A 26,280-nucleotide genomic window follows, 5' to 3' on the forward strand; every position below is an offset into this window, starting at 1 on the left:
GAATGAATCTATCGCTGGATTAGAGATATTCCACGCTCACGATTTCATATTCAACCTCACCTTGTGGTGTTTGAATTTTGGCTTCATCGCCTTCGCTTTTCCCTAATAAACCGCGAGCGATTGGTGAGTTCACTGAGATTTTATTGATTTTAAAATCTGCTTCGTCATCACCGACGATTTTATAGGTTTTACGCTCTTCGGTATCAAGATTTTCAATTGTTACCGTGACGCCGAATACAACACGACCATTTTTCTCAAGATCTTTAACATCGATTACTTGGCAAGCACCGAGTTTGCCTTCGATATCTTGAATACGGCCTTCGCAAAAACCTTGTTGCTCACGAGCTGCATGATATTCAGCATTTTCTTTGAGGTCACCATGCTCACGTGCCTCAGCAATAGCCTGCGTAATACGTGGGCGATCGACTGTTTTTAGCTGTTGTAATTCTTTCTCTAAGGCAACCTTGCCTTCGGGAGTCATAGGATAACGTTGCATTCTGGTCCCCTCTAAATTGGTTGGGAAAATACAGGATTAAAAAAAGAAAAAGCCCGCCACCGATAAGGTGACGGGACTTTATCGGTAGAGAATTAACCTACAGTTTGTAAATCTTGCAAGCGGTATACATCCATTGGCAATTTCACAGCAAATGCTTGGCAAACTGCTTCTGCACCGTTGATGGTCGTGGTGTAATACACTTTGCCTTGGAGAGCAGCACGACGAATCATAGCAGAGTCATATTGAGCTTGTTTGCCTTCAGTTGTGTTGACAATAAGATGAATTTCACCATTTTTCAAGCGGTCAACAATATGTGGACGACCTTCTGTGACTTTGTTCACAGCTTCGCATTCCAAACCAGCTTCTTGCAGAACTTGGTAGGTACCATTAGTTGCTACAAGCTTGAAACCATAAGCAATTAGCTGCTGAGCGATGTTCGCAATATATTTCTTATCTGACTCACGAACAGATAAGAATGCATATTTCACTTCGCCCTCAGTTGGCAAACCTGGTAAGCGTTCATTTGAACCAAGCACAGCTTTGTAGAATGCTTCGCCAAAAGTTTCACCTACACCCATGACTTCGCCTGTAGATTTCATCTCAGGTCCAAGCATTGGGTCAACACCTTGGAATTTAGCAAACGGGAATACCGCTTCTTTTACCGCAAAGTGAGTCGGGATGATCTCTTTAGTGAATCCTTGAGATTCCAAAGATTGACCAGCCATACAACGAGCAGCTACTTTCGCTAAAGATTCACCGATACACTTAGATACGAAAGGAACCGTACGTGATGCACGTGGATTCACTTCAAGTACATAAATGTCGTTACCTTTCACTGCAAACTGAACGTTCATCAAACCAACAACGCCAAGTTCTTTCGCCATCGCAACAGTTTGACGACGCATTTCATCCTGAACTTCTTGTGAAAGAGAGTAAGGAGGAATTGAACATGCTGAGTCACCTGAGTGAATACCAGCTTGTTCAATGTGTTGCATGATACCGCCAATCACAACATCTTTACCGTCAGATACGCAGTCTACATCAACTTCAGTTGCATCGTCGAGGAAACGGTCAAGAAGAACAGGCGCTTCATTAGACGCTTGTACTGCTTCACGAAGATAACGTTTTAATTCTTCTTCGTTATATACGATTTCCATCGCGCGACCACCTAATACATAAGATGGACGAACAACAAGTGGATAACCAACTTTAGCAGCTTCTGAGATACCTTCTTCAGCAGATTTTACAATGCTGTTGTTTGGTTGACGAAGCTGTAGACGTTGAATCATTTGTTGGAAACGTTCACGGTCTTCTGCACGGTCAATCGCATCAGGAGATGTACCGATGATTGGCGTACCTGCTTCTTCTAAAGCACGTGCCAATTTCAAAGGAGTTTGACCACCGTACTGTACGATTACGCCTTTCGGTTTTTCGGTACGAACGATTTCCAGTACATCTTCAAGTGTTACTGGTTCGAAGTATAAACGGTCAGATGTATCATAATCTGTAGAAACTGTTTCAGGGTTACAGTTTACCATGATGGTTTCGTAACCGTCTTCACGCATTGCGAGGGCAGCGTGAACGCAACAGTAGTCAAACTCGATTCCTTGACCGATACGGTTTGGACCACCACCAATCACCATGATTTTGTCACGATTTGATGGATTTGCTTCGCATTCTTCGTCGTAAGTTGAATACATGTATGCTGTGCCAGATTCGAATTCGGCAGCACAGGTATCAACACGTTTGTAAACTGGATAAACACCCAAGTTCCAACGTTGTTTACGGAATTGTTTCTGTGAAATACCCATCAAGTTGGCAATACGTAGGTCAGATAAACCTTTACGTTTGAATGAACGGATATTGTCAGCATTCAAATCACCAAAGCCTAAAGTTTTCACTTGAGCTTCAGTCTTGATGATGTCTTCGATTTGGATCAAGAACCAACGATCGATCTTGGTTGCTTCAAAAACTTCATCAAGTGAGAACCCATGACGGAATGCATCAGCAACATACCAGATACGCTCTGGACCAGGCACTTTAAGTTCTTTTAGGATGATGTCTTTCGCGTTGGCAGTACCTGCTTCGACTTTCTCATCAAAACCACTTACGCCTACTTCTAGGCCACGGAGTGCTTTTTGTACTGATTCTTGGAAGTTACGGCCAATTGCCATGACTTCACCCACAGATTTCATCTGAGTGGTTAATACTGGCTCAGCTTGAGGGAATTTCTCGAAGTTGAAACGTGGAATCTTAGTAACAACATAGTCAATTGCAGGCTCAAAGCTTGCTGGAGTTACACCGCCCGTGATGTCATTTTTCAATTCATCAAGGGTATAACCCACTGCAAGTTTTGCAGCGATTTTTGCAATTGGGAAACCTGTTGCTTTAGAAGCAAGTGCAGATGAACGAGAAACACGAGGGTTCATCTCGATCACAACCATACGACCGTCTTTCGGGTTAATACCGAATTGAACGTTCGAACCACCTGTTTCTACACCGATCTCACGAAGAACAGCAACCGATGCATTACGCATGATTTGATATTCTTTGTCAGTCAATGTTTGAGCAGGAGCAACAGTGATTGAGTCACCTGTATGTACGCCCATTGGATCAAAGTTTTCAATTGCACATACGATAATACAGTTGTCGTTTTTGTCACGAACAACTTCCATTTCGTATTCTTTCCAGCCAATTAATGATTCATCAATCAATAATTGTTTGGTCGGCGAAAGGTCAAAACCGCGCTCACAGATTTCGATAAATTCTTCTTTGTTATACGCAATACCGCCGCCAGAACCACCCATTGTAAACGATGGGCGAATGATGACAGGGAAACCAAAACGTGACTGAATTTCTAATGCATGTTCCATGCTTTCAGCAACATCCGCACGTGGACATTCTAAGCCGATTTTACGCATTGCAATGTCAAACAGTTTACGGTCTTCAGCTTTTTCAATTGCTTCTTTTGATGCACCGATTAATTCAACATTATATTTTTCAAGAACGCCATGCTCATCTAAGGCAAGGGCACAGTTCAATGCAGTTTGTCCGCCCATCGTTGGAAGAACTGCATCTGGACGTTCTTTTTCAATGATTTGTGCAACAGTTTGCCAAGTAATTGGCTCAATATAGGTTGCATCCGCCATTGAAGGATCAGTCATAATGGTTGCTGGGTTAGAGTTCACCAAAATAACGCGATAGCCTTCTTCGCGTAATGCTTTACAAGCTTGTGCACCTGAATAGTCAAACTCGCAGGCTTGACCGATGACAATAGGACCAGCACCAATAATTAAGATGCTTTTAATATCCGTACGTTTAGGCATTATTCGCTCCTTAATTACTTCTTAGCTGCTTCGATGAGTTCGATAAAATGATCGAACAATGGCGCGCAATCATGTGGACCAGGATTCGCTTCTGGGTGACCTTGGAAGCTGAATGCTGGTTTGTCAGTACGATGAATACCTTGGTTTGTACCATCAAACAATGAACGATGCGTTACTTTTAAGTTTGAAGGTAAGGTGCTTTCATCAACTGCAAAGCCATGGTTTTGAGAAGTAATCATCACTGTACCATTCTCAAGATTTTGTACAGGATGGTTGGCACCATGATGACCATGATTCATTTTCATCGTCTTTGCGCCAGAAGCAAGCGCTAAAATTTGGTGACCTAAACAAATACCAAATACTGGTAAGTTGGTGGTGTCAACAAGTGTTTTTACAGCCTCAATTGCGTAGTCACAAGCCGCTGGGTCACCAGGACCATTTGACAAGAACACGCCGTCTGGATTTAAAGCCAAAACTTTTTCAATTGGTGTTTGTGCTGGAACGACAGTGAGTTTACAACCACGGTCTGCGAGCATACGTAAGATGTTGGTTTTGACACCATAATCGTATGCAACAACATGATATTTAAGTTCTGGTTGGGTGAAACCTTGACCTAGAGTCCAAGAACCTTCAGTCCATTCAAAACCTGCTGGATCACAACATTCTTTTGCAAGATCTAAACCGTTTAAACCGCCGAATGCACGTGCTTTTGCAATAGCTTCTTCTTCTGTAATATTTTCGCCAGCAAGGATACAACCATTTTGCGCGCCTTTGTCACGCAAAATTCGAGTGAGTTTACGTGTGTCAATATCTGCAATTGCAACAACATTGTGTTGCTCTAGATATTCACTTAATGATTGTTCAGAACGGAAGTTGCTATGCAATAAAGGAAGATCGCGGATAATCAGACCATTCGCCCATACTTTATGGATGCGACCTGATTCAACGTCTTCACTATTACAGCCAGTATTTCCAATATGAGGATAAGTCAACGTCACAAGCTGCTGTGCGTAACTTGGGTCAGTCAAAATTTCTTGATAACCAGTCATGGCAGTGTTAAAAACGACTTCACCAGTCGTACTACCCGATGCACCGATAGACGTTCCTTTAAAGATCGTTCCATCTGCGAGGGCTAAAATGGCGGGGGTGCTCAAACCAAAGCTCCTGAACTAAGACCACAAAAATAGGGCTGTAAAAAAGCGAGTAGACATAAAAAAAGGCAGGCTGTCTTTCAAAAACATGCCCCTCCTTCCAGTCTGCTCGCTTGTAACTTAACAGCGCATTATACGCATGAGTAAGTCAGAAGTCTATGTGTTTTAATTATTAAATAGAGAAATGTTCGCTCTCCGATAACGTTGTAAGCGGATAAAGGTCTATTGCTAAATCTGTCATTTTGATGACGGTCTGGTGAGATATTATGCAAATTGTCTAACAATTTTTTGGTGATTCTTACTTAAAGCGATTTATCTTATATCTAGCCAAAAAATCAACAATCAATATAGAGGGGAATCAAAATGGCTGAAAATCAAACTGCGACAACTGTTGAAGAAGTTAAAGAAACCGTTGCTGCTAAAACTGCTAAAGCAAAAGAAACTGTGACTGAAAAAACTGCAGAAGTCAAAGAAGCTGTTGCTGTGAAAGCGACCAAAGCGAAAGAAGTGATTGCAGAAACTCAGGAACAAGCGAAAGAAGTGATTGCAGAGACTCAAGAGCAAGTGAAAGAAGTGATTGCAGAAACTCAAGAAAAGATTGAGACAGAAGCAAAAGAGTTGAATCAAAATATTCAAAACCAACTTGCGCAAATTAAACAAGATCTTCTAGAACGCATTGAAGTGATCAAAACCCAACTTAACTCATCTCAAGGTAACTTACTTGAGTTGAAAAATGCGCTTAAAACTGAGTTAAATGCTTTAATTGAAGATTTAACGAAAGTAAGTAAAGAATTGAAAGATGACATTAGCCAGATTTCTGTGAAACATAAAGAAACACTAGTGGGCAGTTTGAAGCGCACTAAAGAACAAGCAGTTGAAGCTTGGAATAAAGTCCGTGCTAGCTAATAGAGCAGAGTGATAAAAAAAGCGAGAATTTTTCTCGCTTTTTTTATTTAAAATTGATGCAACCAATCACGTTTGTTATGAAAGTCAGCTTTAGGGCTACTATGTTGCATTGCAAAATAATGCATACCTTGAGTGGTATTGAGCACCGCTGTAAGACCGATATAGAGATCAGACCATTTGAGTTTATGCTGTCGCATAAACTGAGACAGATCTAGACTGACATTCAAACCATAATGTGTGCGCTGTAAATGATTTAGCTCAATATCATAGGCAGCGATAGGTGGCATATCTTCTGGAAAGCGATATTCTTCAAATTGATAAACTTGCCAAGCTTGAGAAGGGGAAAGATTAATTTCTCTATAGAAATCTTCATCTTTCACACCCACAAAAATTTCAAAACATGTTTTTTCCCACAAAAAGTCATGGCGAGGGTGCGCAGTAACTTGATCTGGGTAAATTAAAAATTGATTTGGGTCACGAACCCAAAAACCAACATTCAATGTTGCTGGCGTTTGTTGCTCAATCGCTCCAACCACCGTAATGGCACTAAAGCGATCAAATGCTGACAGTTCATAACTTGCCATATTGATTACTTATTACTTAAATGAGCAAAACGAACTAAGTTTGAAAGGTGTTGATTTTGTTTCGCTGCTTTTTTATAAAGCAAAACGATTTTACCGATTTTCTGAACAGCTTCAGCACCTGTTGCTTCAACAATTGCATCAATGACGGCCGCGCGCGCATCACGATCTTCGCCAGCAATTTTAACTTTAATCAACTCATGGTCATTCAGTGCACGTTGAGCTTCCTCAATGACGCTTTCAGTAAGACCTTGACCGCCAATCATAACCACAGGGTTAAGTGCATGACCAATTTGACGTAAACGTTTACGTTCATGGATAGATAAAGCCGCCATTAAAAATACCTGATTCGAAAAACGACCTAGTATAACAAAACTTAGGTGTGCTTGCGGAATTTTAATTGATGCTTTGTTACCATGTAAAATGCAAAGGTGTTTTGTTTTAAATGTGTTTGAATACCCCAGTTGGTGTTGATTTCATCGATCATGATAATCAGAAAAATCTACAAAAGATCGTATTATCCATGAGTGTTTGTACTGTATTCAGCCCAAATTTAACGTACAATGACCAATCAGAAGTTTTTTGAAATTTAGTGAGTTATGGCAATACGCATTACCAACCAAAAATTGTCGAAAAGCAGTCGTGCATGGATGAGAGAGCACTTAGATGATCCTTTTGTAAAAAAAGCACAAAAGGAAGGTTATCGTGCACGTGCAGCGTACAAGCTGCTTGAAATCCAAGAAAAATATAAAATGATTAAGCCGGGAATGACGGTCGTTGACTTAGGTGCAGCACCCGGAAGTTGGTCTCAAATTGCAGGTAAACTGGTCGGATCAAATGGTCTTGTAATTGCATCTGATATCCTAGAAATGGATGCACTTCCAGATGTCACTTTTTTACAAGGTGATTTTCGAGAAGAAGAAGTTTTCGAAAAATTGTTAAATATTTTAAATGGACGTCAAGTAGACGTTGTAATTTCGGATATGGCCCCCAATACATCAGGTAATAGGGCTGTTGATCAACCACGTCAAATTTATTTGTGTGAATTGGCTTTGGACTTTGCTCAAAAAGTGCTTGGACCGAATGGACAGTTTGTGGTTAAAGTGTTCCAAGGTTCTGGCTTTGATGAGTTTAGAAAGCAAGTGGTCGATAGTTTTGATGTATTAAAGACGGCAAAACCTGCGGCATCCCGTGCTCGATCAAAAGAGGTTTTTTTGATTGGTCAAGGCCGCAAGAAAGCGTTGCGATAAAAAGTATACTTGCCAAGTTGCTAAAAATTGTGCATTTTGTACCTTTTAAGTTTTTTGTAACGCAAATCCATTGCTGTTTTTGTGAAGGTCAGCCAAGATTAGGTATGATCAAATTAGATTGATATGGGAATAAAGCCTTGAGCGATTACTTCAAGAATGCCGTATTGTGGCTCGTCATACTCGGTGTTCTGATTTTGATTTTTAGCAACGTCAGTGACCGAAATAAGCCTGCGGCGATGAAATATTCTGATTTCGTTGCGGCGGTGAATGCTGGACAAATTAAACAAGTTACAATTGATGGTTTAAATATCAGTGGTGAGAAAACAGATAACTCTTCATTCGAGACTGTTCGTCCACAAGTAGAAGACACTCAGTTGCTACCAAGCTTGAATAAGCACAATGTCGTAGTTGAAGGTATTGCACCACAACGCCAAGGCATTTTGATGCAACTTCTCATTGCAAGTTTCCCTATTTTATTAATTATTCTGTTGTTCATGTTCTTTATGCGCAATATGGGTGGGGGAGCCGGTGGTAAAAATGGTCCGATGAGTTTTGGTAAATCAAAAGCGAAGATGCTCTCTGAAGACCAAATCAAAGTGACCTTTACTGATGTTGCAGGCTGCGATGAAGCCAAACAAGAAGTGGTTGAAATCGTAGACTTCTTAAAAGACCCTTCTAAGTTTAAGCGTCTTGGTGCAACGATTCCGCGTGGAGTGTTAATGGTTGGTCCACCAGGTACTGGTAAAACCTTATTGGCCAAAGCAATTGCTGGTGAAGCTAAAGTTCCTTTCTTTAGTATCTCAGGTTCAGACTTTGTTGAAATGTTCGTTGGTGTAGGTGCTTCGCGTGTTCGTGATATGTTTGAACAAGCTAAGCGCAATGCGCCGTGTATCATCTTCATCGATGAGATTGATGCTGTTGGTCGTCACCGTGGTTCAGGTACAGGTGGTGGTCATGATGAGCGTGAGCAAACCTTAAACCAAATGCTTGTTGAAATGGACGGTTTTGAAGGCAATGAAGGCGTGATCGTGATTGCAGCAACCAACCGTGTTGATGTATTAGATAAAGCTTTACTTCGCCCAGGACGTTTTGACCGTCAAGTGATGGTTGGATTGCCAGATATTCGTGGTCGTGAGCAAATCCTCAACGTGCACTTGAAAAAGTTACCTTCAGTCACTGGTGTGGACGTTAAGATTCTTGCACGAGGTACACCCGGGTTTTCTGGTGCACAATTGGCAAACTTGGTGAACGAAGCTGCATTATTTGCTGCTCGCCGTAATAAAAACACGGTCGATATGCATGATTTTGAAGATGCAAAAGACAAGATCTACATGGGACCTGAGCGTAAATCGATGGTGATTCGTGAAGAAGAGCGTCGAGCGACAGCTTATCATGAAGCAGGGCATGCGATTGTTGCTGAGATCTTACCGGGTACTGATCCTGTGCATAAAGTAACGATTATGCCACGTGGTTGGGCACTGGGCGTCACTTGGCAGCTTCCTGAACAGGATCAAACTAGCCACTATAAAGACAAGATGTTAAATGAACTATCTATCTTGTTTGGTGGACGTATTGCTGAAGAAATTTTCATTAATCAAATGTCAACTGGTGCATCAAATGACTTTGAGCGTGCGACAAAAATGGCACGTGCAATGGTCACTAAGTACGGTATGTCTGATGCGCTTGGTGTCATGGTTTATGAAGATGAGAATCACAATGGCTTCTTTGGTAACGTTGGTAGTCGTACTATTTCTGAAGCAACTCAACAGAAAGTGGATGAAGAAGTTCGTCGTATTCTTGATCAGCAATACAAAGTTGCACGTGATATCTTAGAAAACAACCAAGAAATTGCACATGCGATGGTAAAAGCGTTGATGGAATGGGAAACTATAGATCGTGACCAAATCCGTGACATCATGGAAGGTCGTGAACCACAACCACCAAAAGTCTATGTCGCTGAAAATCCTGTGGCTGATTTTGAACCACCGAAAGATGGTCCATCTACACCACCACCATTGCCAGCGATGAGCTAATGTAGCGATCCAATATAAGAGCGACTTCGGTCGCTCTTTTTTTGTTTAACTTTTCGATGAAGCTGAAAATAAATCAACTCTGAGTGGGTGGCTGTCTTGCTAAGATAGTCTGATTAAAATGTGGAGAGTTTTGATGCAGTTAATGCCATTACCACAATCTCAATTAAGCTGTGGACATTTTACTTTAGATTTATCCCAGCCACAGATTATGGGTATTTTGAATGTTACACCTGATTCATTTAGCGATGGTGGATTGCATTATCAAAAAGACCAAGCCATAACCCGTGCGTTACAAATGATTGAAGATGGTGCAAGTATCATCGATATTGGAGGAGAGTCAACACGTCCAAATGCATCCCCTGTTGCCATCGAAGAGGAAATTCGCCGTGTAATACCTGTTGTTGAGGCACTATCTCAATATAAAGTGATCATGTCGATTGATACCAGTCAGCCCGAAGTCATAAAGGCCGCTGTCCAAGCAGGTGCCCACATTTGGAATGATGTTCGTGCCTTAACACGCCCTCATGCATTGGAAACTGCAAGTGAGCTTAATATTCCTGTGATATTGATGCATATGCGCGGTGAACCAACCAATATGAACCAATTAGATCAATATCATGATGTAACTGAAGATGTGATGCTTGAGTTACAACAACGACTTGATCAAGCCTTAGCAGTTGGAATAAGAAAAGAAAATATTATTATTGATCCAGGTTTTGGTTTTGCTAAAAATGCCCAACAGAACTTTCAACTGTTGAATGAGTTTTGGAAGCTAAATAAGATGGGCTATCCCATCTTATCTGGGCTATCTCGTAAACGTTTTATTGGTGAGGCATTAAATGGTGTACCTGCACCAGAACGTGCGGTAGGAAGCGTGATGGGACATATGTTGAGTATTCAGCAGGGGGCAAGCATTGTTCGGGTGCATGATGTGAAAGCGACCCATGATGCGATCAATGTATGGAAAATGATGCAAAAAAATTTGGGTTGTGGTTGAAGTTTCAACAGAACTTAAATCTATAGGCAAGTTAATGGCATAGGACATGCTATTGACTTGCTGGGTTAGATTAAATATAACAAAGCTATAACTGGGTTGAGTGAAATAAAAATGGAAAATAAAACAATAACATATAAAAGTTTATGGGTTTTTGCATTTATTCTGAGTTTAGGGTTTATTATTTCAGCTGCGGTAATGGGATATTCACTCAAACAGTTTAATAGCACAAAAAATTCAATTACAGTCAAAGGATTAGCTGAAAAACCAATTCAGGCAGATTCAGCACGTTGGGAAATTCATTTACAAACAAATAACACCTCAAATACGGTTGCGGAAGCTTATCAATTATTGGATGAGCAGATGAAAGCTGTGCAAAAGTTTTTTGTTGATCGTGGATTTAAAAAGGAAGATTTGCAGTTAGGCAATAAAAGCTCTCAATCTTATTATGAAGATGTTGAATTTGGTGATGGCAGAAGCAAACGGGAATTTAAAGGCTATATTGCAATGCAAACAATAGTCTTGAATAGTCAAGATATTGCAAAGATTGAGAATGCTGCAAAAGATACCTATTTACTCGATGAAAAGGGAATTAGCATTCAGCAGCGACCAGACTATTTGGTCTCCAATTTAGAAGAAATAAAAATGTCGCTAATTGCCAATGCAACCCAAAATGCCTATCTACGTGCGAATGAGTTTGCAAAGGTTGGTAGCGTTAAAGTAGGCGCTATGCGTTCAGCCAGTCAGGGTGCTTTCTATATTCTGCCAGAGAGTGGCTCAGATAGTGATAGTGATTATGGTGGGGCTTATGATAAAACGACAATTAACAAAATTGCTCGTGTTGTGGTGACTATTAATTACGCGATCGAATGATTAAGCTAAATAAAATATTGAAGATCAATTTGCATATGGTGTCTTTTTATTTTCTACATAAAATAATTTGAATTATACCGTATGTTTGGAAACACAATAAAATTAGGAATATGACTAAATGCAGCATTCAGCAAAAATATTGACCTTGAGTGTACTCAGTTTGGTAGTGATAGGATGTAGTTATCCTGTTCAACAGCATAGCATTCAAACAAGCGGTGTCATTATGCCAGCACCTATTGCTGCGCGGAGTCATATTGCACATCAAGCAGCTTATAATGCTGTGATGCCTACGATGGAAAGACCACGTCTAGAACAAGATACTGAAAAGTATCAAAAAAATGAGGTTAATCCAGTTCATCTTGTTACAGATCAGGCAGTTTCAACATTTAGTATAGATGTGGATACGGGAAGTTACACCAATACGCGTCGATTCTTAAATGATGGTCGATTACCACCTGTTGATGCGGTACGAATTGAAGAGATGATTAATTATTTTGATTATCAATATCCGCAGCCAAATGGCGTACATCCATTTTCTGTCACCACCGAGACAGTTGATTCCCCTTGGAAAGAAAATGCAAAACTGATTCGAATTGGTATTCAAGCAAAAGATCTTGCACTTCAACAATTACCACCTGCGAATTTGGTTTTTTTGGTGGATGTTTCTGGCAGTATGAGTGCTGCAGATAAATTACCCTTAGTGAAACAAACTTTGCGAATATTGACTGAACAATTAAGAGCACAAGATAAAGTCACGATCATTACCTATGCAAGTGGCGAAAAGTTGGTACTTGAACCGACGTCTGGCGAACAAAAAGAAAAGATCTTGGCTGTGATTAATGGTTTACGTGCTGGCGGAGCAACAGCAGGTGAACAAGCAATTCAATTGGCATATAAACAGGCTGAAAAAGCTTTTGTCAAAAATGGAATTAATCGAATTTTATTGGCGACAGATGGTGATTTTAATGTGGGTATTACTGATTTCAGTACCCTGAAAGGGATGGTCGCTGAAAAACGTAAAAGTGGGATTTCTCTAACGACATTGGGTTTTGGCACGGGCAATTATAATGAACAGCTCATGGAACAACTAGCCGATGCCGGAGATGGGAACTATAGCTATATTGATAATAAAAATGAAGCAAAGAAAGTGGTACAACGGCAACTTTCTTCTACGCTTGCCACTGTTGCACAAGATGTTAAAATTCAAGTGGAGTTTAACCCTGCGACCGTAAAAGAATATCGTTTAGTGGGTTATGAAAATCGTATGTTGAAGCAAGAAGATTTTAACAACGATCAGGTTGATGCGGGAGATATTGGGGCTGGACATAATGTCACAGCACTATATGAAATCATTCCTGTCGGGCAGCAAGGTTGGCTCAATGATTCACGTTATCAAACCTCAGTTAAAATGGACAGTACGAAAAAATCCGAATATGCCTTTGTGAATCTACGTTATAAGTTGCCGAATCAAGAGAAGAGTATTTTGTTGAATCAGCCAATAAAAGTGGGGAGTAAAACACTTGCTCAAGCGCATGGAGATACTCGTTTTGCCGTGGCTGTCGCAGCGTATGCTCAACAATTAAAAGGTGGACAATATAATGGTTCAATGGGGTGGGATCAAATTATTCAGTTGGCGCAACAATCGTCAAAACCAGATCCTTATCAGATGAGAGAAGAGTTTATTGAACTTGCTAAAATCGCTAAGAGTTTAAGTGTAAACAAAGATTAGTATTTATTTATAGAAGGCGGTCGGAAAGACCGCTTTTTTTATGCCTAAATATCGTGATTTATGCTGGAGTATGTTATAAGCAAGGCGTTTTATTGGCATATGATTTTTTATGTTTGAAAATTTACTTCTCCCGATGTTTGACGACGAATATTATCCCGATATTTTGGTTGCGGAAGTCAAACAACATATTCAACAGTTTGCAAAAAAAGTGGGGCGCACAGATTTATCTGAGTCTGAAATCTATCGTTTTGCTCATCAAACCATGATTGAAATTAATGAAATGAAGCCGCAATTTGAAGATCTAGACTCGAGTTTGGATGATACGGCAGCGGATTATATTGCTGAAGCTATGATGATGGTGGTGCAAGATGTTGGGCATTTAGAAATTGAAATGGAAGAATTAATTGCCAATCGAGAGTGGTGATAAACCACTCTCGACGACTTGGCTAAGTCATTATTGTACTGAATTTTCTATCGACCAAAGCTTCGGTAAAATGATTTCTCCTGAAACCCCTGCTTCAATTCTTGGCTGTTTAATTCTTTTATAATAGATACTTTCAGTATTTATGAATAATCCTAAAGTGTCACCGACCTCTAATCTTGTATTGATACTTGATAGTTCAATATCTTGGGTTACTCCGTGTTGAGCTGAGCCTAATATGATCTGGTCGTATTGATGCTTTTTATCAAGGTTAAATGGTGTGGTTTGTTCATTTACGATTTGATATTTACCTGTTTGTTTAGACTTGATGGCTAGAGATATGAATAGAGTAGGTGATGTCGTTTGCTCAGTTTCAACTTTCAATTTTAATAATGGGCTACCTGTAATATGTTGTACATGTTCAGCAACTTGAATAGGTACAAATACGGCTTGGGTTTTTGTCGCCGTAATTTTTGTTGGTGTGATTGTGTACGTTGTATTTGCCATTAGATCTTGCAAAGAGCGGACTGGACTGTTATCCACACACAGTTCATCGAGATTTGGTTTTTCACTTTGATCTTTAAGTTGATGATTCAACCAAGCAAGGATCGTGTCTTGTAAATTATATTTCTGCTTATTGCCACATTGTACTGTTTTGCCAATATACCAAAACGGTGTTTGACCTGATGGTGAACTTTGTGCAAAAGGTTGTAAATGTCCGCCTTCAACACCGATTAGATGCACATCTTTTTGCGCATTTTTAATACATTTTGCTGCTTTTACACCTTCATTAAATGGAAATAATACATCCCTAAAACCTTGAATAATCAATGCATTGGCCTGTGGTTTTTGATTGTGTTCGCAAAACCATTTTGCCTGATGTCGTTGTAAGAAGTGGTAAGAAGAAGGATCTAGTTGTCCTTGTTGAGTAGATCTATAGGCCTGTTTGAGTTCTGGATCAAATTTATTCCAATTCCACCAATCCCCAATTAGGTTTAGAAAACTGATCCAGTTACTTTTAGGGACGCCATTTGGGGCCAGACTGTTTACAATGTCATACCACGTCGTAATAGGAACAATCGCTTGCAAGCGCGGATCCAAGGCTGAGGCTAGATATTGTACGCCACCAGCATAGGATTCACCGATCATGCCCGTACGCACGCCGTTTTGATTGATTGCTAACTGAGGTAAATTCTTTTCTGCCCAGTCCATGATGGTAATGATGTCTTGAGCTTCTTTTTCAGGATCAGTTAGACGGATTTTTCCTTGGCTATTACCATGACCACGTTGGTCGTAACTAATGACCCAATAGCCTTGTTTCCATGCCGATTTGGCGACTTGTCCAGTCGGTAATAAAAAACCGTATAAGCTCAGCTCAGGACGTTTCATGCGTGATAAACCGAAACCATGCGTATGCAATAGCAACGGTGCTGTTTGATTGGCCTCTAACTTAGGCTGGTATACCGTAAATGCCAGCACCGTGCCGTCGGCAGTGATTGTTTTAGCTTGATAAAAGCGTTGTTTTAAAACGGCTGTTTTCTGTGGATGCAAGGCAGATTGATGGGTATGATAAGCACAGCCTTGTAAAACCAAAGCAAAACTTAAAATAAACCACAAAACGTAAGTACGCATCGATTTTTCATCCTTGAATAAATCTTTGGGAAGTCACGCTATAAATCAAAAGGAACTGATCTGTTTAAGCATCATTTCAGTTCCTTTCCGTGAGTCATTGCATAATATAATACAAATGTTCTGATCATTTATCAGACTCAGCAGTTTTTATATCTTATCTAGACCATTGTTTGGGATAGACATACATGATTAACCCGATTGCTAAGCAAACCAAACCCATAAATAAGTGCGAGCTAAAAGGTTCCTGATTTAGCGTTATTCCCCAGAGTGTTGCCAAAGCTGGGGTTAAAATTGTGGTGAGCATTACTGTTGTGGGTTTGAGCTTCTGTATCAAATGAAAATAAAACATCATCGCAAGAACAGAGGAAAACAAAGCACTATATATTAAAGCTAACGATGTTTGTAAGTTCGGCAACTGTGTCGGCACTTCACTATAAAAAAAAGCGATAAGACCGAGATAACCTAACCATGAAACTAAAGTTGATCCAGCCGTTTGTACGATTGGATGTATTTCGGCTTTAATTTTGTTTACTGCAAACATGGACAGTACATACAGCAAAACAGCAATAATTTGGTAAGCAACACCAAGCATATCCAGTTGAATTTCTTCAGTTGCAAGACCGAGTGTCAGTACTAGACCAAATATCGCTAATACTAGACCAACCCATTGCAGAATTAAAAAGCGTTCTTGTTTTAAAATAAATACCGCGATTAATCCCGACCATAGTGGAGCAGTTGCATAGATGATTGAAATCATACTTGAAGGTACACGTGTTGCGCCCAGATAGCAAAACGCCATAGACCCAAATAATCCAATTGCACCAGCAGCATAGCTAAGTAAAGCTTTTGCATTGCATGTTAGCTTTAGTTTGAAATATAACAAGCAGATGTAAACTAAAGGAATGGCGAGACTAAATCGTAGAAATAAGCCCCACGCCCAATGCAGTTCATTGACTGTCCATACCGCCGCTAAAGGGGTAAATGACCAAATCAGAGTCACTGCAATAAATTGACCGACTGTTGCGAGGCGAGGGTATGTAGACACAACAGTCGGCTGTATCTGTGTGGTGGGCAGTAAACTTTTTTCATGTAGTTGAGACATGGGTAAACTCCAGTGATGACAACGTCATCTTGATTTTTAGGCAACAAAAAAGGCCACGTTTGAGGTGACCTTGTCATTTCATATGATGTTCTATTTATAGATATTCATGAGATGAAATCGATGGATAAAGTCTCCTCGCAATAAAATGCAGACACGTCGCCATGCGGCACTGACGTGAGTGCAATCAACGATGTGATTTGTGCGAGTTGAGGAAACTTGTAGTGTGAACATTGATAGATCATAAAAAATAGTTATGTATTTTTATAACACAACCATTGCTGAATAAATAGCCACTCTAAAAATTAAAATGCTTTCTAAATTCTATTTCGGCCCTTAACTAAAATATAAAAAGGTAATAAATCATTCCATATAAAACGAAGGAACAGAAAAACAATCAGTGAGGCATTTTGAGATTTAGCTGTTGCTTAAATCTAGGATTTTTTCATAATGTCACGATCGAATATTCAAAGAAGTTGTCTTTTGTCTGCATTAGAAATTATTGCCGTCATCATTAGCGTGATAGGAGTAACATTAACCATACAACGGAATATGTGGTGTTGGTGGTTCAATATTTTGGCTTGTTCATTATATGCGTACCTTTTCTTCACTTATAAATTGTATGGTGAAACCATCTTACAATTTTTCTTTATCGTGTTTAATTTCTATGGTTTTTATTATTGGCTAAAAGGGCAACGTCAAGATCATGAGATTCGTATCGAGCCGATCAATCGAACGAGTGCATTGGCCCAAATATGTTTAGCTGCAACTGGTGGTCTAATTTTTGGCATGGTTTTGAAGTATTGTACCGATGCTTCACTTCCTATGTTGGATTCTCAACTTGCAGCCTTTAGTTTACTTGCAACCTATTGGACCAGCCAAAAGCACATTGCTACTTGGTTACTTTGGATCATCATCGATATTGTTTATGTGGGAATGTTTCTCTACAAAGAGTTATTATTGACGGCAGGGCTTTATGCAGCATTTGTTGGTTTGGCAACTTATGGTTGGTGGCAATGGCAACAAGTTCGACAAAAACAGTTAACAAATTAAATGACAGTGTAGGGGAGCACCATGTGGTTCTCCCCATCAATGATAAAACTTATTTGCTTTGACCTAAATAATTTTTGACTGCTTTGCGGGCAATAGCTGGATCATCAGCAAAAATACCATCTACCCCTGCCTTAAAATATAACTGCATTTCTTTAATCGCACTATCTGGGCAGCGTTCAGAAACATTTTCTTTGTCCGCACATTTTAAACTTTCGGGCATATAATAATTTTCAGGGCGGAAAGTATAAGGGTGAACTTTCAAATTAACTTTATGTGCGTCAGCAACAAAAGTCGTGGTCTCTTTCATATTGTTATCTTTAAAAATGTAAACTTTCCATGGACCCACGCCATTTGCATAAGCAGCAACATCATTTAGGCCTTGAGCAGTCGCCATATCTGCATAAGTTGTTTTAATATTTTGCACCACATAATCTGCAGGACTTGCGGTTGGCTCATCATAGAGTTGAATGAGTTGTGCATGTTTAATGCTTTTATGTTGGTCGAGCTGTTGTTTTAAATATTTAAGATTTCCCACTTCAAACGACTGTAAATAGACTGGTGCGATATCTCTTGTGTAGCGATATTTTGCTAGGGTTTTAAGTAGCGTATCTTCCATAGCAAGGTTTTGTTGTTGAAAGAACGTTGGGTGTTTAGTTTCAATATAAAGACCAATAATTTTACCTGTCTTTTTATAGTGTGCTTCCGTCAATTCAATAATTTGTTCTAATGTCGGTACTGTATATAAATCATTATATTGTTGATTCGCCGGTCGATATTGTGGGATGCGTTCGCGTGCTTTGAGTTGTTGTAATTCTTGCAAGGTAAAATCTTCAGTGAACCAGCCTTCATAGCGAACTCCGTCAATCACTTTTTCTGTTTTTCGATTTGCAAACTCTGGAAGACTGGCAATATTCGTTGTTCCACTAATTTCATTTTCATGACGAGCGACCAAAACGCCATCTTTAGTCGAAACCAAATCTGGTTCGATGAAGTCTGCGCCATCATCAATGGCCTTTTGATATGCTTCCAATGTATGTTCAGGACGAAGTGCACTCGCGCCTCGATGCCCAACCACTAAAATCTGGGGGAGCTGATATTCTGTTTTTCCAGTATTTGATTGATCGTTGTTATCGTTGTTGCAACCAACAAGCGTAAAAAGGCAGAGACTAAGAACGGATTTCTTTAACATCGTAAAACTCATGTGCTTTTATTAATTGTATTAGTTTGCAAATAAAATTTATCAAATGGATGACAGTTTGATGATTATTTTGTGAAAATAAAAAGAAAATTGTGGTGTAAAGCTTGCTGGGTAAGCAACAAGCTTTATCATTTGTTAAAAATGATCAATCAAGAGTATTTGTGTGTATCACTAGACTCTACTCAGATCGATGATACTTAATGCTTCTTTTGCCAATAGGGCCAATTTACTTCAGGGCTAAAGTGATAGTTGGAATCAAACCAATACGATTGAGGCGGCGCATATTTGTCTTTCAGACCCATGATCTTCATCAGATTATTGTCTAGTTCAGCCGTATTTAAAGTTGTAGTGAGATCGACGCCAACAGATGGCATATGGTCATACCACATAATGACAGGCACTTGATAACCTGCTTTAGTATTTGGACTATGTCCTGCATAGTCTAACTCGTGACCTACTTCATTGCCATGATCGGATACCACGGTAAATGAACGTTGATCTAGATCCTTTTGAGTGGTTAAGGCATCAAAGAACTGAGCCAATAAAGTATCTTGATATAAAATGGCATTGTCATAATGATTGCGCATTGAACGAATCCACGGATCAATATCATTTTTCTTGAGTGACATTTCTACAGCATCATTACTATTACTATTAAATTTATTAAACGCAATTGGATAACGTTCTTGATAGTTTGGATGTGTGCCAATCATATGCAGAATAATTAGTTTTTTAGGTTCAGGATCAGCCAAAGCTTGTTCATAAGCAGGGATTAATTTTTCATCTAAAGATGTGCTACTACGACCTGAGCGGGTGTTTTTATAGATGGCTTTATCCGCATAAGCACCGAATAAAGATGAAAGATAAATATCATCTTGATTACTGATCCAGTAAATTTTATAACCAGCTGCTCGTGCGTAAGCCAAGATACTTTCGGGTGAATATGTTTTATATTCTGCTGCTGGGCTTTCGGTCAGTAACACACGCAAAGCATTAATCGTCGAAGGCGATGGTGAAAAAGCATTACAGAAGACTTTAAGTTGATCTATTCGTTTGTTAAGTTCTGGCGTAGTGTCTCTGCTATAACCACAAAGACCTAAATCAAGACTCGTGATACTTTCAGAAAGTACTAAAACATGGGTTTGTTTTAGTTTGCTTGGATCTTGAATAATCAGGTTCTGTTGTGCACTTTGATCCCATTGTTGATGTACATTCTTATGTTGTTTGATTCGATCGCGGAAATCTTGAATTTTCTCATGATAATTCGTCCAAAATACAACGGGATGTACTTTGCGAGAAGGCTTCATGAGATAACTGGTTAAGGTTAATAGCACCAAAAAAATGATACAAATACGATAGAACCGACTATTCCAAAGTTGTTTAAAGCTATTTTCTTTTAAGTATTTAAATGCCGCAATGTTATATCCAACTGTCAATGCGATGAGACCAAACAATACCGATAGAATGGTGAGCATATGAAGCTGGAAAAACTCCCACGTTTCTGCATAACTGGTATTCGCAATCGCCTCAATAATAAAATAAGCTTCATTATCACTGCTGAACAAGATCCATGTGCTTGAGCGAAGCAACGAATCGAACCAGAAAATAAACCACCAAAGGATAGAAAGAAGATACCAATAAAATTTGCGTTGTGTTGCTGCAAGAACTAGGAAAATAACGCCTGGTAATGATAAAAAACCAAGTCTCAATCCGTCAGATAAATTGCCAGAAAAAATTAATAAACCACCAGTAATTAATGCTGGCAGCAAAATTAATAGAAGAATATTAAAGTTTTGCAGCGTGGTTTTCATAAATGACGAATAAAATAGGGGGTGGCAATAAGCGTGCTACTATCTGATTTACTTACGTGGCTGTCAATCTGTATTTATGAAGTAATTGATAGCAAAGCGATTTAAATTAAATACTTTTTAGTCAAAATAATCTGTAGCAAATCGATGGAGATTTGGTCGATATTAAATCGTAAAAATCCACGATTCCTCCTTAATTAGCACTTTTTGAAATGATATGTTAATAGGGATGGTATTTTGAGAATGACTTAGAGATGATCAAGCTTAAAATCTGTACTTACTTTAATTGATCTTCCACCTATCTTTTTGAAAAATTGACTGTTTCTGGAACGGAATGAACAGCCATGTTATCTAAGTTTTTTATTCATCGTCCCATCTTTGCTGGTGTTTTAGCAATTATCGTCATGGCTGTTGGCTTACTCGCGGTATTAAACTTACCGGTAGAGCGATATCCAGATATTGCGCCACCACGTATCACTGTCGCAACGAGTTATAGTGGTGCAGATGCACAAGCTGTAGAAGATAGTGTTACCCAAGTATTAGAACAACAAATTAAAGGGATTGATCACTTACTTTATTTTAGTTCTAGTAGTGACGCTAGCGGTAATAGCCGGATCAGTCTGTTTTTTGCACAAGGTACTGATCCAGATCAAGCACAGGTTCAAGTGCAAAACGCAATTAATGGTGCCATTAACCGTCTACCGGAAGATGTACAACGACAAGGGGTAACTGTTCGAAAATCTCTTAGTGATTCATTTATGGTAATTGGATTGGCGGATTCATCTAGTCGTTCTACCAATATTGATATTTCTGACTATTTAACCAATCATTTTGAACTAAATTTGAGCCGTATTGAAGGTGTGGGCGAAATCAGTGTGTTTGGTTCACAATATGCGATGAGAATTTGGTTAGATCCAAAAAAGTTACAACAATACCAACTAAGTGTCAGTGAAGTTAGAACAGCTTTAGAAAGTCAAAATGCGCAAGTGGCTGCTGGGGCCATTGGACAGCTCCCTAGTACCGAAGATCAATATTTAAATGCAAGAGTGACTTCAGGCTCCTTGTTACAAACACCTGAGCAATTTGAACAAATTATTATAAAAGCCCATGGAGATGGCAGTTTAGTTTACTTAAAAGATATTGCGCGTATTGAAGTGGGGGCAGAAAACTATCAAGTGTTTAACCGTTTAAATGGCTACCCAGCTTCTGGATTATCGGTATCGTTAGCTGTGGGTGCCAACGTGATGCAAACGGCTGATCTTATTTATCAAGAAGTAGAACGAATTAAGAAGGATTTACCCGAGGGATATATCGTCGTTTATCCTCGGGATGATACGCCATTTGTTAAAGAGTCAATGTCTCAAGTATTAGCGACCTTGATTGAAGCGATCATTTTAGTGGTTTTGGTGATGTTCCTGTTTTTACAGAATTGGCGAGCAACGCTGATTCCTGCGGTTACAGTTCCTGTTGTGATTTTAGGAACCTTTGCTGTACTCGCAGTTTTAGGGATGAGTATTAACACCTTGACTTTATTTGCCATGGTGTTGGCGATTGGTTTACTCGTCGATGATGCGATAGTGGTAGTTGAAAACGTTGAACGTATCATGCATGAGCAAAAGTTGGATGCTAAACAAGCCAGTATTCAATCCATGCAAGAGATCAGTGGAGCATTGGTTGGTATCACTTTAGTGTTGACCGCCGTATTTATTCCAATGTCGTTTTTTACAGGTGCGACGGGCATTATTTATCGTCAGTTTTCGATTACTTTAGTCGCAGCGATGTCTTTATCCTTATTGGTTGCTTTAATTTTGACACCTGCCTTATGCGCAATTCTTTTAAAACAGCAGCATCAAAAAGCAAAGTGGGCTCAAAGCTTTGAGCGAGGGTTAGATCGGGTTAGGGCTGCTTATCTAGCGCTTGCAAAAAAAGCAATTCAGGTAAAGTCGGTGGCGATTATTTCATTTATCGTGTTAATCAGTGCCTTTGCTTGGGTTTATCGCGAATTACCGACCAGCTTTTTACCACAAGAAGATCAAGGCCTTTTAGGGGTACAATTCCGTCTCGCAGAAGGGACTCCCATGAGTCAAACTCAACTTGTGGGTCAGCAGATTTCAGATTACTTTTTGAGTGAGGAAAAAGATAATCTCAATGGCATTATGGTGATTCATGGTCGTAATTTTTCAGGTACAGGGCAAAATCTTGGACAAGCTTTTGTATCTTTAAAACATTGGGATGAACGTCAGGGAAGTGAAAATAGTGCACAAGCGATTCGTGCACGGGCAATGAAACATTTTGCACAAAACAATCAAGCAAGAATCATGGTAGTTATGCCTGCTGTAATTCGTGGCTTAGGTAATTCCGATAAAATTGATTTTTGGCTACAAGATACTCAGGGAATGGGGCGGGATAATTTATTAACCTCATTTAGAGAGTTACAACAACAAGGTAATGCACTAGAGAGTATTGAAAATCTAGATAAAAAAACCAATGATGATCAGGCGGTTTTAAACCTTCAAATTGATCATCGCGCGGCGATGTTGCATGACTTAAATGTGAGTGAAATTAATCGAACGATTTCGACAGCCTGGAGTGGCAGTTATATTAATGACTTCATTGATCGTGGCCGAATTAAGCGTGTTTATTTACAAGGTGATGCACCGTATCGCTCAAAACCAGAAGATTTGGGCTTTTGGCATGTAAAAAATGCACAAGGTCAAATGATTCCATTTACCCAGTTTAGTCAAGTGTCTTGGCAGGGTGCACCGCCATCTTTACAACGTTTTATGGGCTATCCTTCGATAGAGTTAGAAGCTGATTCCGCGAATGGCTTTAGTAGTGGTCAAGGCATGCAAGCCTTGACAGAACTTGCAAACAATATGCCTGGTATTGACTTGGCATGGAGTGGTTTATCTTATCAAGAGCAACAGTCTAGTAATCAAGCAATTTGGTTATACGTGATTTCTATTGCCTTCATTTTTCTATGTTTGGCTGCTTTATATGAAAGCTGGTCGATACCATCTGTGGTGATGGCTGCAATTCCATTAGGGATCGGTGGAACAATTTTGTTTAGTTATTGGTTTGGTTTCGCCAATGATATTTATTTCCAAATTGCTTTGCTGACGACCATAGGACTGTCCTGTAAAAACGCCATTTTAATGGTTGAGTTTGCTGCGAGTTTACAACAGCAAGGAAAATCTTTATTGGATTCGGCTTTGCGTGCTGCGGGGTTAAGATTGCGCCCAATTTTAATGACATCGATTGCCTTTGGCGCAGGGGTAATTCCATTAATGTTTTCAACGGGAGCCGGGGCTTTGAGCCGCCAAGCAATCGGTTATAGCGTTTTTGGAGGTGTTGTATTTGGTACGATATTAGTACTTATTTTTATTCCATTAATGTATGTGCTGATTCGCTCCATCTTCAAAGCGAATACGGTCATTCAACATTAAATTGCGAAAAATGTCATATTTGATGAACGTCGTTTAGATTGAAACAAAATAAGACATATTTCATAGAGATAGGGCTTGAGCCATTGAGTTCAAGCCTTTATTATTCATGCGCCGTATAAACGGTTCAATTGAGAGTTTATCTAAAAAATGGATACACAGAGTTGTAGGTCTCGATCAAGTACTTACTACCTTAAATATTCCCTAAATACGCTAGGTTTTTACGCGCACGATTAATTATGTCTGCGACCTAGCCGAATGTGTTTGGGCTAGGAGATTCGCATGTCAAGAAATGAATTAATCACACTACTCAACGAAACTGTTGCAAACCATCACCTCGATCAAGCACTCGCTTTACTCAAAGGTGTTCCCTCTGCCGACTTGGCTGAATTATTACAACAAATGATCCCAAGTTATGCAGCTTATTTGCTTGAGCATTTACCACAACGTGCCTATATTTTTGCGGAGTTCCCTGCGAAACAGCAAATGCTGATCGCACAAGAAATGCCTCGTCAAGTACTAGCAAAGATTGTAAGTGAAATGCCATCCGATGATCGTGCTGATTTGTTTAAACGCTTAGATCCGAGTGAACAGGAAACTCTATTACCCGCATTAGCCCAAGCTGAAAGAGAAGACATCCGCCGTCTTGCAGATTATGTCGAAGGCACAGCGGGGGCGATCATGACTTCGGATTATGTGACGCTAAAACCTGAATTTACTGTTGCTCAAGCAATAGAGGCATTACGCAAGGATGCCCCAGACGCAGAAACGATTTATCAGGCTTATATTATTGATGAACAACGGCATCTGATCGGTGTTGTGTCTTTGCGTGAATTGGTTTTGGCACAACCAGAAACACGAGTTGCACAGTTGATGGTACGTGATGTGATTAGTGCGCGTGTTGATGACGATCAAGACCACATTGCTAAAATTATGGCACGTTATGATTTACTTGCTTTACCGATTGTGGATGTACAACAAGCTTTAGTGGGGATTATTACTTACGATGATGCTATGGATGTTGCCAGTGAAGAAGCAACAGAAGATTTCTTAAAAGTAGGGGCTGTCAACGCAACCACTAAATTAAGTATTAAGTCAGCACCTATCTTACAGTTATATCAGAAACGTGTTTTTTGGCTGGTTTTTTTAGTATTTGGCAGTCTGTTATCGGGTATTGGAATCGCACATTATGAAGATGTCATTGCGCAACATCTTGTTTTAGTATTTTTCTTACCACTTTTAGTTGGGAGTGGGGGAAATGCAGGATCTCAGTCATCAACATTAATGGTGCGAGCATTGGCAACAGGTGATGTGCAATTTAGAGATTGGTTTTATTTATTAGGGCGTGAAAGTTTAGTCGCGTTATGCTTAGGTGGAACGATGGCAATTGCTGTTTCACTCCTTGGTTATGTACGTGGTGATGCATTAGTTGCATTGGTTTTGGCATTTAGTATGGTTGGAATCGTACTCATGGGATGCTTGATTGGTATGAGTCTGCCTTTTATTTTAAATCGATTTGGTTTTGACCCGGCCAGTGCATCTGCACCTTTGGTCACTTCGATTTGTGATGCAATGGGAGTATTGATCTATCTCTTTATTGCATCGATGATTTTGTTCTAATTACAGAACAAAATATACCGAAAAAATTGATATGCTAATTTATCATCAATAGAACTATGTATCTTAGGCTGACTGAATGACCCAACAAAAAAAACTAACGCAACAGCAGGCGATTGCAGTAGAGCGTGATTTAGCAAAATTTGCCAACACCATGGATAGTTTGGTGCGTATCCCATTTACTAAACAAGGGGTGGGCGCCGATGCCGCATTGAGTACCATTCCCTTTGCAGGTGACATCGCAGGATTTATTTTAACGCTCTATGCATTTAAAAAAGCCAGAGAGGTTGGTGTTCCACAACATAAATTGAATGGAGTGGTGAAGCTGGCAATCTTGGATATGCTTGTTGGTTTTGTCCCGATCGTCGGGACAATTTTTGATGTGTTTATCCGTCCTAGCCGCAAGACCTTAGACATCGTACATGATCATATTCGTGAAGAATATCAGGTGCGAAGTGATATCCATGTGGTGCATCCTTTTTTACATGAAGCATTAGAACAAAAGCAAAAAACTTCAGCATTTTGGCGTAACTCTATTGTGAGTTGGATCTGGTTGCGGATACCTGATTTATTGGGCATTGCCATTCTTATTTTATTGGTGGTTGCTATATGGGCTGGATTTAGTTTTTTATGGCAATGGTATCAATCCTTTCATTGAGCGAGATACTCA

Annotated in this window: 20 protein-coding genes; 11 read left to right on the forward strand and 9 right to left on the reverse strand. The window is 39.7% G+C overall.

Annotated features, from left to right (window positions below):
* Nucleotides 1–19: 19 nt before the first annotated feature.
* From greA to carA, 3 genes are all read right to left on the reverse strand, one after another.
* Nucleotides 20–496 (reverse strand): transcription elongation factor GreA, encoded by a 477-nt coding sequence (greA, locus tag DS737_RS03980; RefSeq protein ID WP_004640296.1) that lies wholly within the window; start codon nucleotides 494–496, stop codon nucleotides 20–22.
* 92 nt (nucleotides 497–588) lie between these two features.
* Nucleotides 589–3,822, reverse strand: coding sequence for a carbamoyl-phosphate synthase large subunit (carB, locus tag DS737_RS03985; protein ID WP_005084359.1), 3,234 nt, complete (start codon nucleotides 3,820–3,822; stop codon nucleotides 589–591).
* 14 nt (nucleotides 3,823–3,836) lie between these two features.
* Entirely contained in the window at nucleotides 3,837–4,976 is a 1,140-nt protein-coding gene (gene carA, locus DS737_RS03990) for a glutamine-hydrolyzing carbamoyl-phosphate synthase small subunit (protein WP_113996819.1), read from the reverse strand.
* A gap of 360 nt (nucleotides 4,977–5,336) precedes the next feature.
* On the opposite strand from carA, the gene DS737_RS03995 reads away from it, so the two are divergent.
* Entirely contained in the window at nucleotides 5,337–5,879 is a 543-nt protein-coding gene (locus DS737_RS03995) for a hypothetical protein (RefSeq protein ID WP_004640291.1), read from the forward strand.
* Nucleotides 5,880–5,926: 47 nt separating this feature from the next.
* On the opposite strand, the gene DS737_RS04000 is transcribed toward DS737_RS03995, so the two are convergent.
* Together DS737_RS04000 and yhbY are read right to left on the reverse strand one after the other, a co-directional pair.
* A complete protein-coding gene (locus DS737_RS04000; RefSeq protein WP_113996820.1) occupies nucleotides 5,927–6,463 on the reverse strand; it encodes a DOMON-like domain-containing protein in 537 nt (178 codons plus the stop codon).
* Between the two features lie 5 nt (nucleotides 6,464–6,468).
* Complete coding sequence (gene yhbY / locus DS737_RS04005) at nucleotides 6,469–6,795, reverse strand: ribosome assembly RNA-binding protein YhbY (RefSeq protein ID WP_004640287.1); 327 nt, start codon at nucleotides 6,793–6,795, stop codon at nucleotides 6,469–6,471.
* 264 nt (nucleotides 6,796–7,059) lie between these two features.
* On the opposite strand from yhbY, the gene rlmE reads away from it, so the two are divergent.
* The 6 genes from rlmE to DS737_RS04035 all read left to right on the forward strand — a co-directional run bounded on the left by rlmE (nucleotide 7,060) and on the right by DS737_RS04035 (nucleotide 13,763).
* On the forward strand, nucleotides 7,060–7,710 hold the full coding sequence (gene rlmE, locus DS737_RS04010) for a 23S rRNA (uridine(2552)-2'-O)-methyltransferase RlmE (protein WP_004640284.1): 651 nt from the start codon (nucleotides 7,060–7,062) through the stop codon (nucleotides 7,708–7,710).
* A 137-nt stretch (nucleotides 7,711–7,847) separates the two neighbouring features.
* Nucleotides 7,848–9,743 (forward strand): ATP-dependent zinc metalloprotease FtsH, encoded by a 1,896-nt coding sequence (gene ftsH / locus DS737_RS04015; protein WP_004640283.1) that lies wholly within the window; start codon nucleotides 7,848–7,850, stop codon nucleotides 9,741–9,743.
* A 133-nt stretch (nucleotides 9,744–9,876) separates the two neighbouring features.
* A complete protein-coding gene (gene folP / locus DS737_RS04020; RefSeq protein WP_113996821.1) occupies nucleotides 9,877–10,740 on the forward strand; it encodes a dihydropteroate synthase in 864 nt (287 codons plus the stop codon).
* 111 nt (nucleotides 10,741–10,851) lie between these two features.
* On the forward strand, nucleotides 10,852–11,610 hold the full coding sequence (locus DS737_RS04025; RefSeq protein WP_004640279.1) for an SIMPL domain-containing protein: 759 nt from the start codon (nucleotides 10,852–10,854) through the stop codon (nucleotides 11,608–11,610).
* Between the two features lie 223 nt (nucleotides 11,611–11,833).
* On the forward strand, nucleotides 11,834–13,339 hold the full coding sequence (locus DS737_RS04030) for a vWA domain-containing protein (protein ID WP_407641407.1): 1,506 nt from the start codon (nucleotides 11,834–11,836) through the stop codon (nucleotides 13,337–13,339).
* A 109-nt stretch (nucleotides 13,340–13,448) separates the two neighbouring features.
* Nucleotides 13,449–13,763, forward strand: a complete 315-nt coding sequence (locus DS737_RS04035) for a DUF5713 family protein (RefSeq protein WP_005084371.1) — start codon at nucleotides 13,449–13,451, stop codon at nucleotides 13,761–13,763.
* Nucleotides 13,764–13,793: 30 nt separating this feature from the next.
* Here DS737_RS04035 and DS737_RS04040 read toward each other — a convergent pair whose 3' ends face one another.
* Both DS737_RS04040 and DS737_RS04045 read right to left on the reverse strand, forming a co-directional pair.
* Nucleotides 13,794–15,392, reverse strand: coding sequence for an alpha/beta hydrolase family protein (locus DS737_RS04040; protein WP_113996823.1), 1,599 nt, complete (start codon nucleotides 15,390–15,392; stop codon nucleotides 13,794–13,796).
* A gap of 154 nt (nucleotides 15,393–15,546) precedes the next feature.
* On the reverse strand, nucleotides 15,547–16,494 hold the full coding sequence (locus tag DS737_RS04045; RefSeq protein ID WP_113996824.1) for a DMT family transporter: 948 nt from the start codon (nucleotides 16,492–16,494) through the stop codon (nucleotides 15,547–15,549).
* A 447-nt stretch (nucleotides 16,495–16,941) separates the two neighbouring features.
* On the opposite strand from DS737_RS04045, the gene pnuC reads away from it, so the two are divergent.
* Nucleotides 16,942–17,544, forward strand: a complete 603-nt coding sequence (pnuC, locus tag DS737_RS04050) for a nicotinamide riboside transporter PnuC (RefSeq protein WP_113996825.1) — start codon at nucleotides 16,942–16,944, stop codon at nucleotides 17,542–17,544.
* 49 nt (nucleotides 17,545–17,593) lie between these two features.
* Here the strand turns inward: pnuC and DS737_RS04055 are convergent, their stop codons facing one another.
* Both DS737_RS04055 and DS737_RS04060 read right to left on the reverse strand, forming a co-directional pair.
* Entirely contained in the window at nucleotides 17,594–18,733 is a 1,140-nt protein-coding gene (locus DS737_RS04055; RefSeq protein ID WP_113996826.1) for a glycerophosphodiester phosphodiesterase, read from the reverse strand.
* A 206-nt stretch (nucleotides 18,734–18,939) separates the two neighbouring features.
* Complete coding sequence (locus tag DS737_RS04060) at nucleotides 18,940–20,553, reverse strand: phosphoethanolamine transferase (protein WP_113996827.1); 1,614 nt, start codon at nucleotides 20,551–20,553, stop codon at nucleotides 18,940–18,942.
* A gap of 341 nt (nucleotides 20,554–20,894) precedes the next feature.
* On the opposite strand from DS737_RS04060, the gene DS737_RS04065 reads away from it, so the two are divergent.
* The 3 genes from DS737_RS04065 to DS737_RS04075 all read left to right on the forward strand — a co-directional run bounded on the left by DS737_RS04065 (nucleotide 20,895) and on the right by DS737_RS04075 (nucleotide 26,268).
* Nucleotides 20,895–23,996: an efflux RND transporter permease subunit gene (locus DS737_RS04065; RefSeq protein WP_113996828.1), complete on the forward strand. Its 3,102-nt coding sequence runs from the start codon at nucleotides 20,895–20,897 to the stop codon at nucleotides 23,994–23,996.
* A 279-nt stretch (nucleotides 23,997–24,275) separates the two neighbouring features.
* The gene (gene mgtE / locus DS737_RS04070) at nucleotides 24,276–25,613 is read left to right on the forward strand and encodes a magnesium transporter (protein ID WP_113996829.1); all 1,338 of its coding nucleotides are present in this window, start codon (nucleotides 24,276–24,278) and stop codon (nucleotides 25,611–25,613) included.
* Between the two features lie 76 nt (nucleotides 25,614–25,689).
* Nucleotides 25,690–26,268, forward strand: coding sequence for a DUF4112 domain-containing protein (locus DS737_RS04075; protein ID WP_113996830.1), 579 nt, complete (start codon nucleotides 25,690–25,692; stop codon nucleotides 26,266–26,268).
* Nucleotides 26,269–26,280: the final 12 nt, after the last annotated feature.

The sequence above is a fragment of the Acinetobacter haemolyticus genome (assembly GCF_003323815.1).
In the GTDB taxonomy this organism is placed as follows: domain Bacteria; phylum Pseudomonadota; class Gammaproteobacteria; order Pseudomonadales; family Moraxellaceae; genus Acinetobacter; species Acinetobacter haemolyticus.

Excerpts from the sequence above, each read along its gene's own strand:
- DS737_RS04075 (WP_113996830.1), top strand. The coding sequence starts at position 25,690 with ATGACCCAACAAAAAAAACTAACGCAACAGCAGGCGATTGCAGTAGAG.
- DS737_RS04025 (WP_004640279.1), top strand. The coding sequence starts at position 10,852 with ATGGAAAATAAAACAATAACATATAAAAGTTTATGGGTTTTTGCATTT.
- DS737_RS04065 (WP_113996828.1), top strand. The coding sequence starts at position 20,895 with ATGTTATCTAAGTTTTTTATTCATCGTCCCATCTTTGCTGGTGTTTTA.
- pnuC (WP_113996825.1), top strand. The coding sequence starts at position 16,942 with ATGTCACGATCGAATATTCAAAGAAGTTGTCTTTTGTCTGCATTAGAA.
- yhbY (WP_004640287.1), bottom strand. The coding sequence starts at position 6,795 with ATGGCGGCTTTATCTATCCATGAACGTAAACGTTTACGTCAAATTGGT.
- DS737_RS04000 (WP_113996820.1), bottom strand. The coding sequence starts at position 6,463 with ATGGCAAGTTATGAACTGTCAGCATTTGATCGCTTTAGTGCCATTACG.
- rlmE (WP_004640284.1), top strand. The coding sequence starts at position 7,060 with ATGGCAATACGCATTACCAACCAAAAATTGTCGAAAAGCAGTCGTGCA.
- DS737_RS04060 (WP_113996827.1), bottom strand. The coding sequence starts at position 20,553 with ATGAAAACCACGCTGCAAAACTTTAATATTCTTCTATTAATTTTGCTG.
- DS737_RS04030 (WP_407641407.1), top strand. The coding sequence starts at position 11,834 with ATGCCAGCACCTATTGCTGCGCGGAGTCATATTGCACATCAAGCAGCT.
- carB (WP_005084359.1), bottom strand. The coding sequence starts at position 3,822 with ATGCCTAAACGTACGGATATTAAAAGCATCTTAATTATTGGTGCTGGT.
- DS737_RS04040 (WP_113996823.1), bottom strand. The coding sequence starts at position 15,392 with ATGCGTACTTACGTTTTGTGGTTTATTTTAAGTTTTGCTTTGGTTTTA.
- folP (WP_113996821.1), top strand. The coding sequence starts at position 9,877 with ATGCAGTTAATGCCATTACCACAATCTCAATTAAGCTGTGGACATTTT.
- DS737_RS04045 (WP_113996824.1), bottom strand. The coding sequence starts at position 16,494 with ATGTCTCAACTACATGAAAAAAGTTTACTGCCCACCACACAGATACAG.
- mgtE (WP_113996829.1), top strand. The coding sequence starts at position 24,276 with ATGTCAAGAAATGAATTAATCACACTACTCAACGAAACTGTTGCAAAC.
- DS737_RS03995 (WP_004640291.1), top strand. The coding sequence starts at position 5,337 with ATGGCTGAAAATCAAACTGCGACAACTGTTGAAGAAGTTAAAGAAACC.
- DS737_RS04055 (WP_113996826.1), bottom strand. The coding sequence starts at position 18,733 with ATGTTAAAGAAATCCGTTCTTAGTCTCTGCCTTTTTACGCTTGTTGGT.
- greA (WP_004640296.1), bottom strand. The coding sequence starts at position 496 with ATGCAACGTTATCCTATGACTCCCGAAGGCAAGGTTGCCTTAGAGAAA.
- DS737_RS04035 (WP_005084371.1), top strand. The coding sequence starts at position 13,449 with ATGTTTGAAAATTTACTTCTCCCGATGTTTGACGACGAATATTATCCC.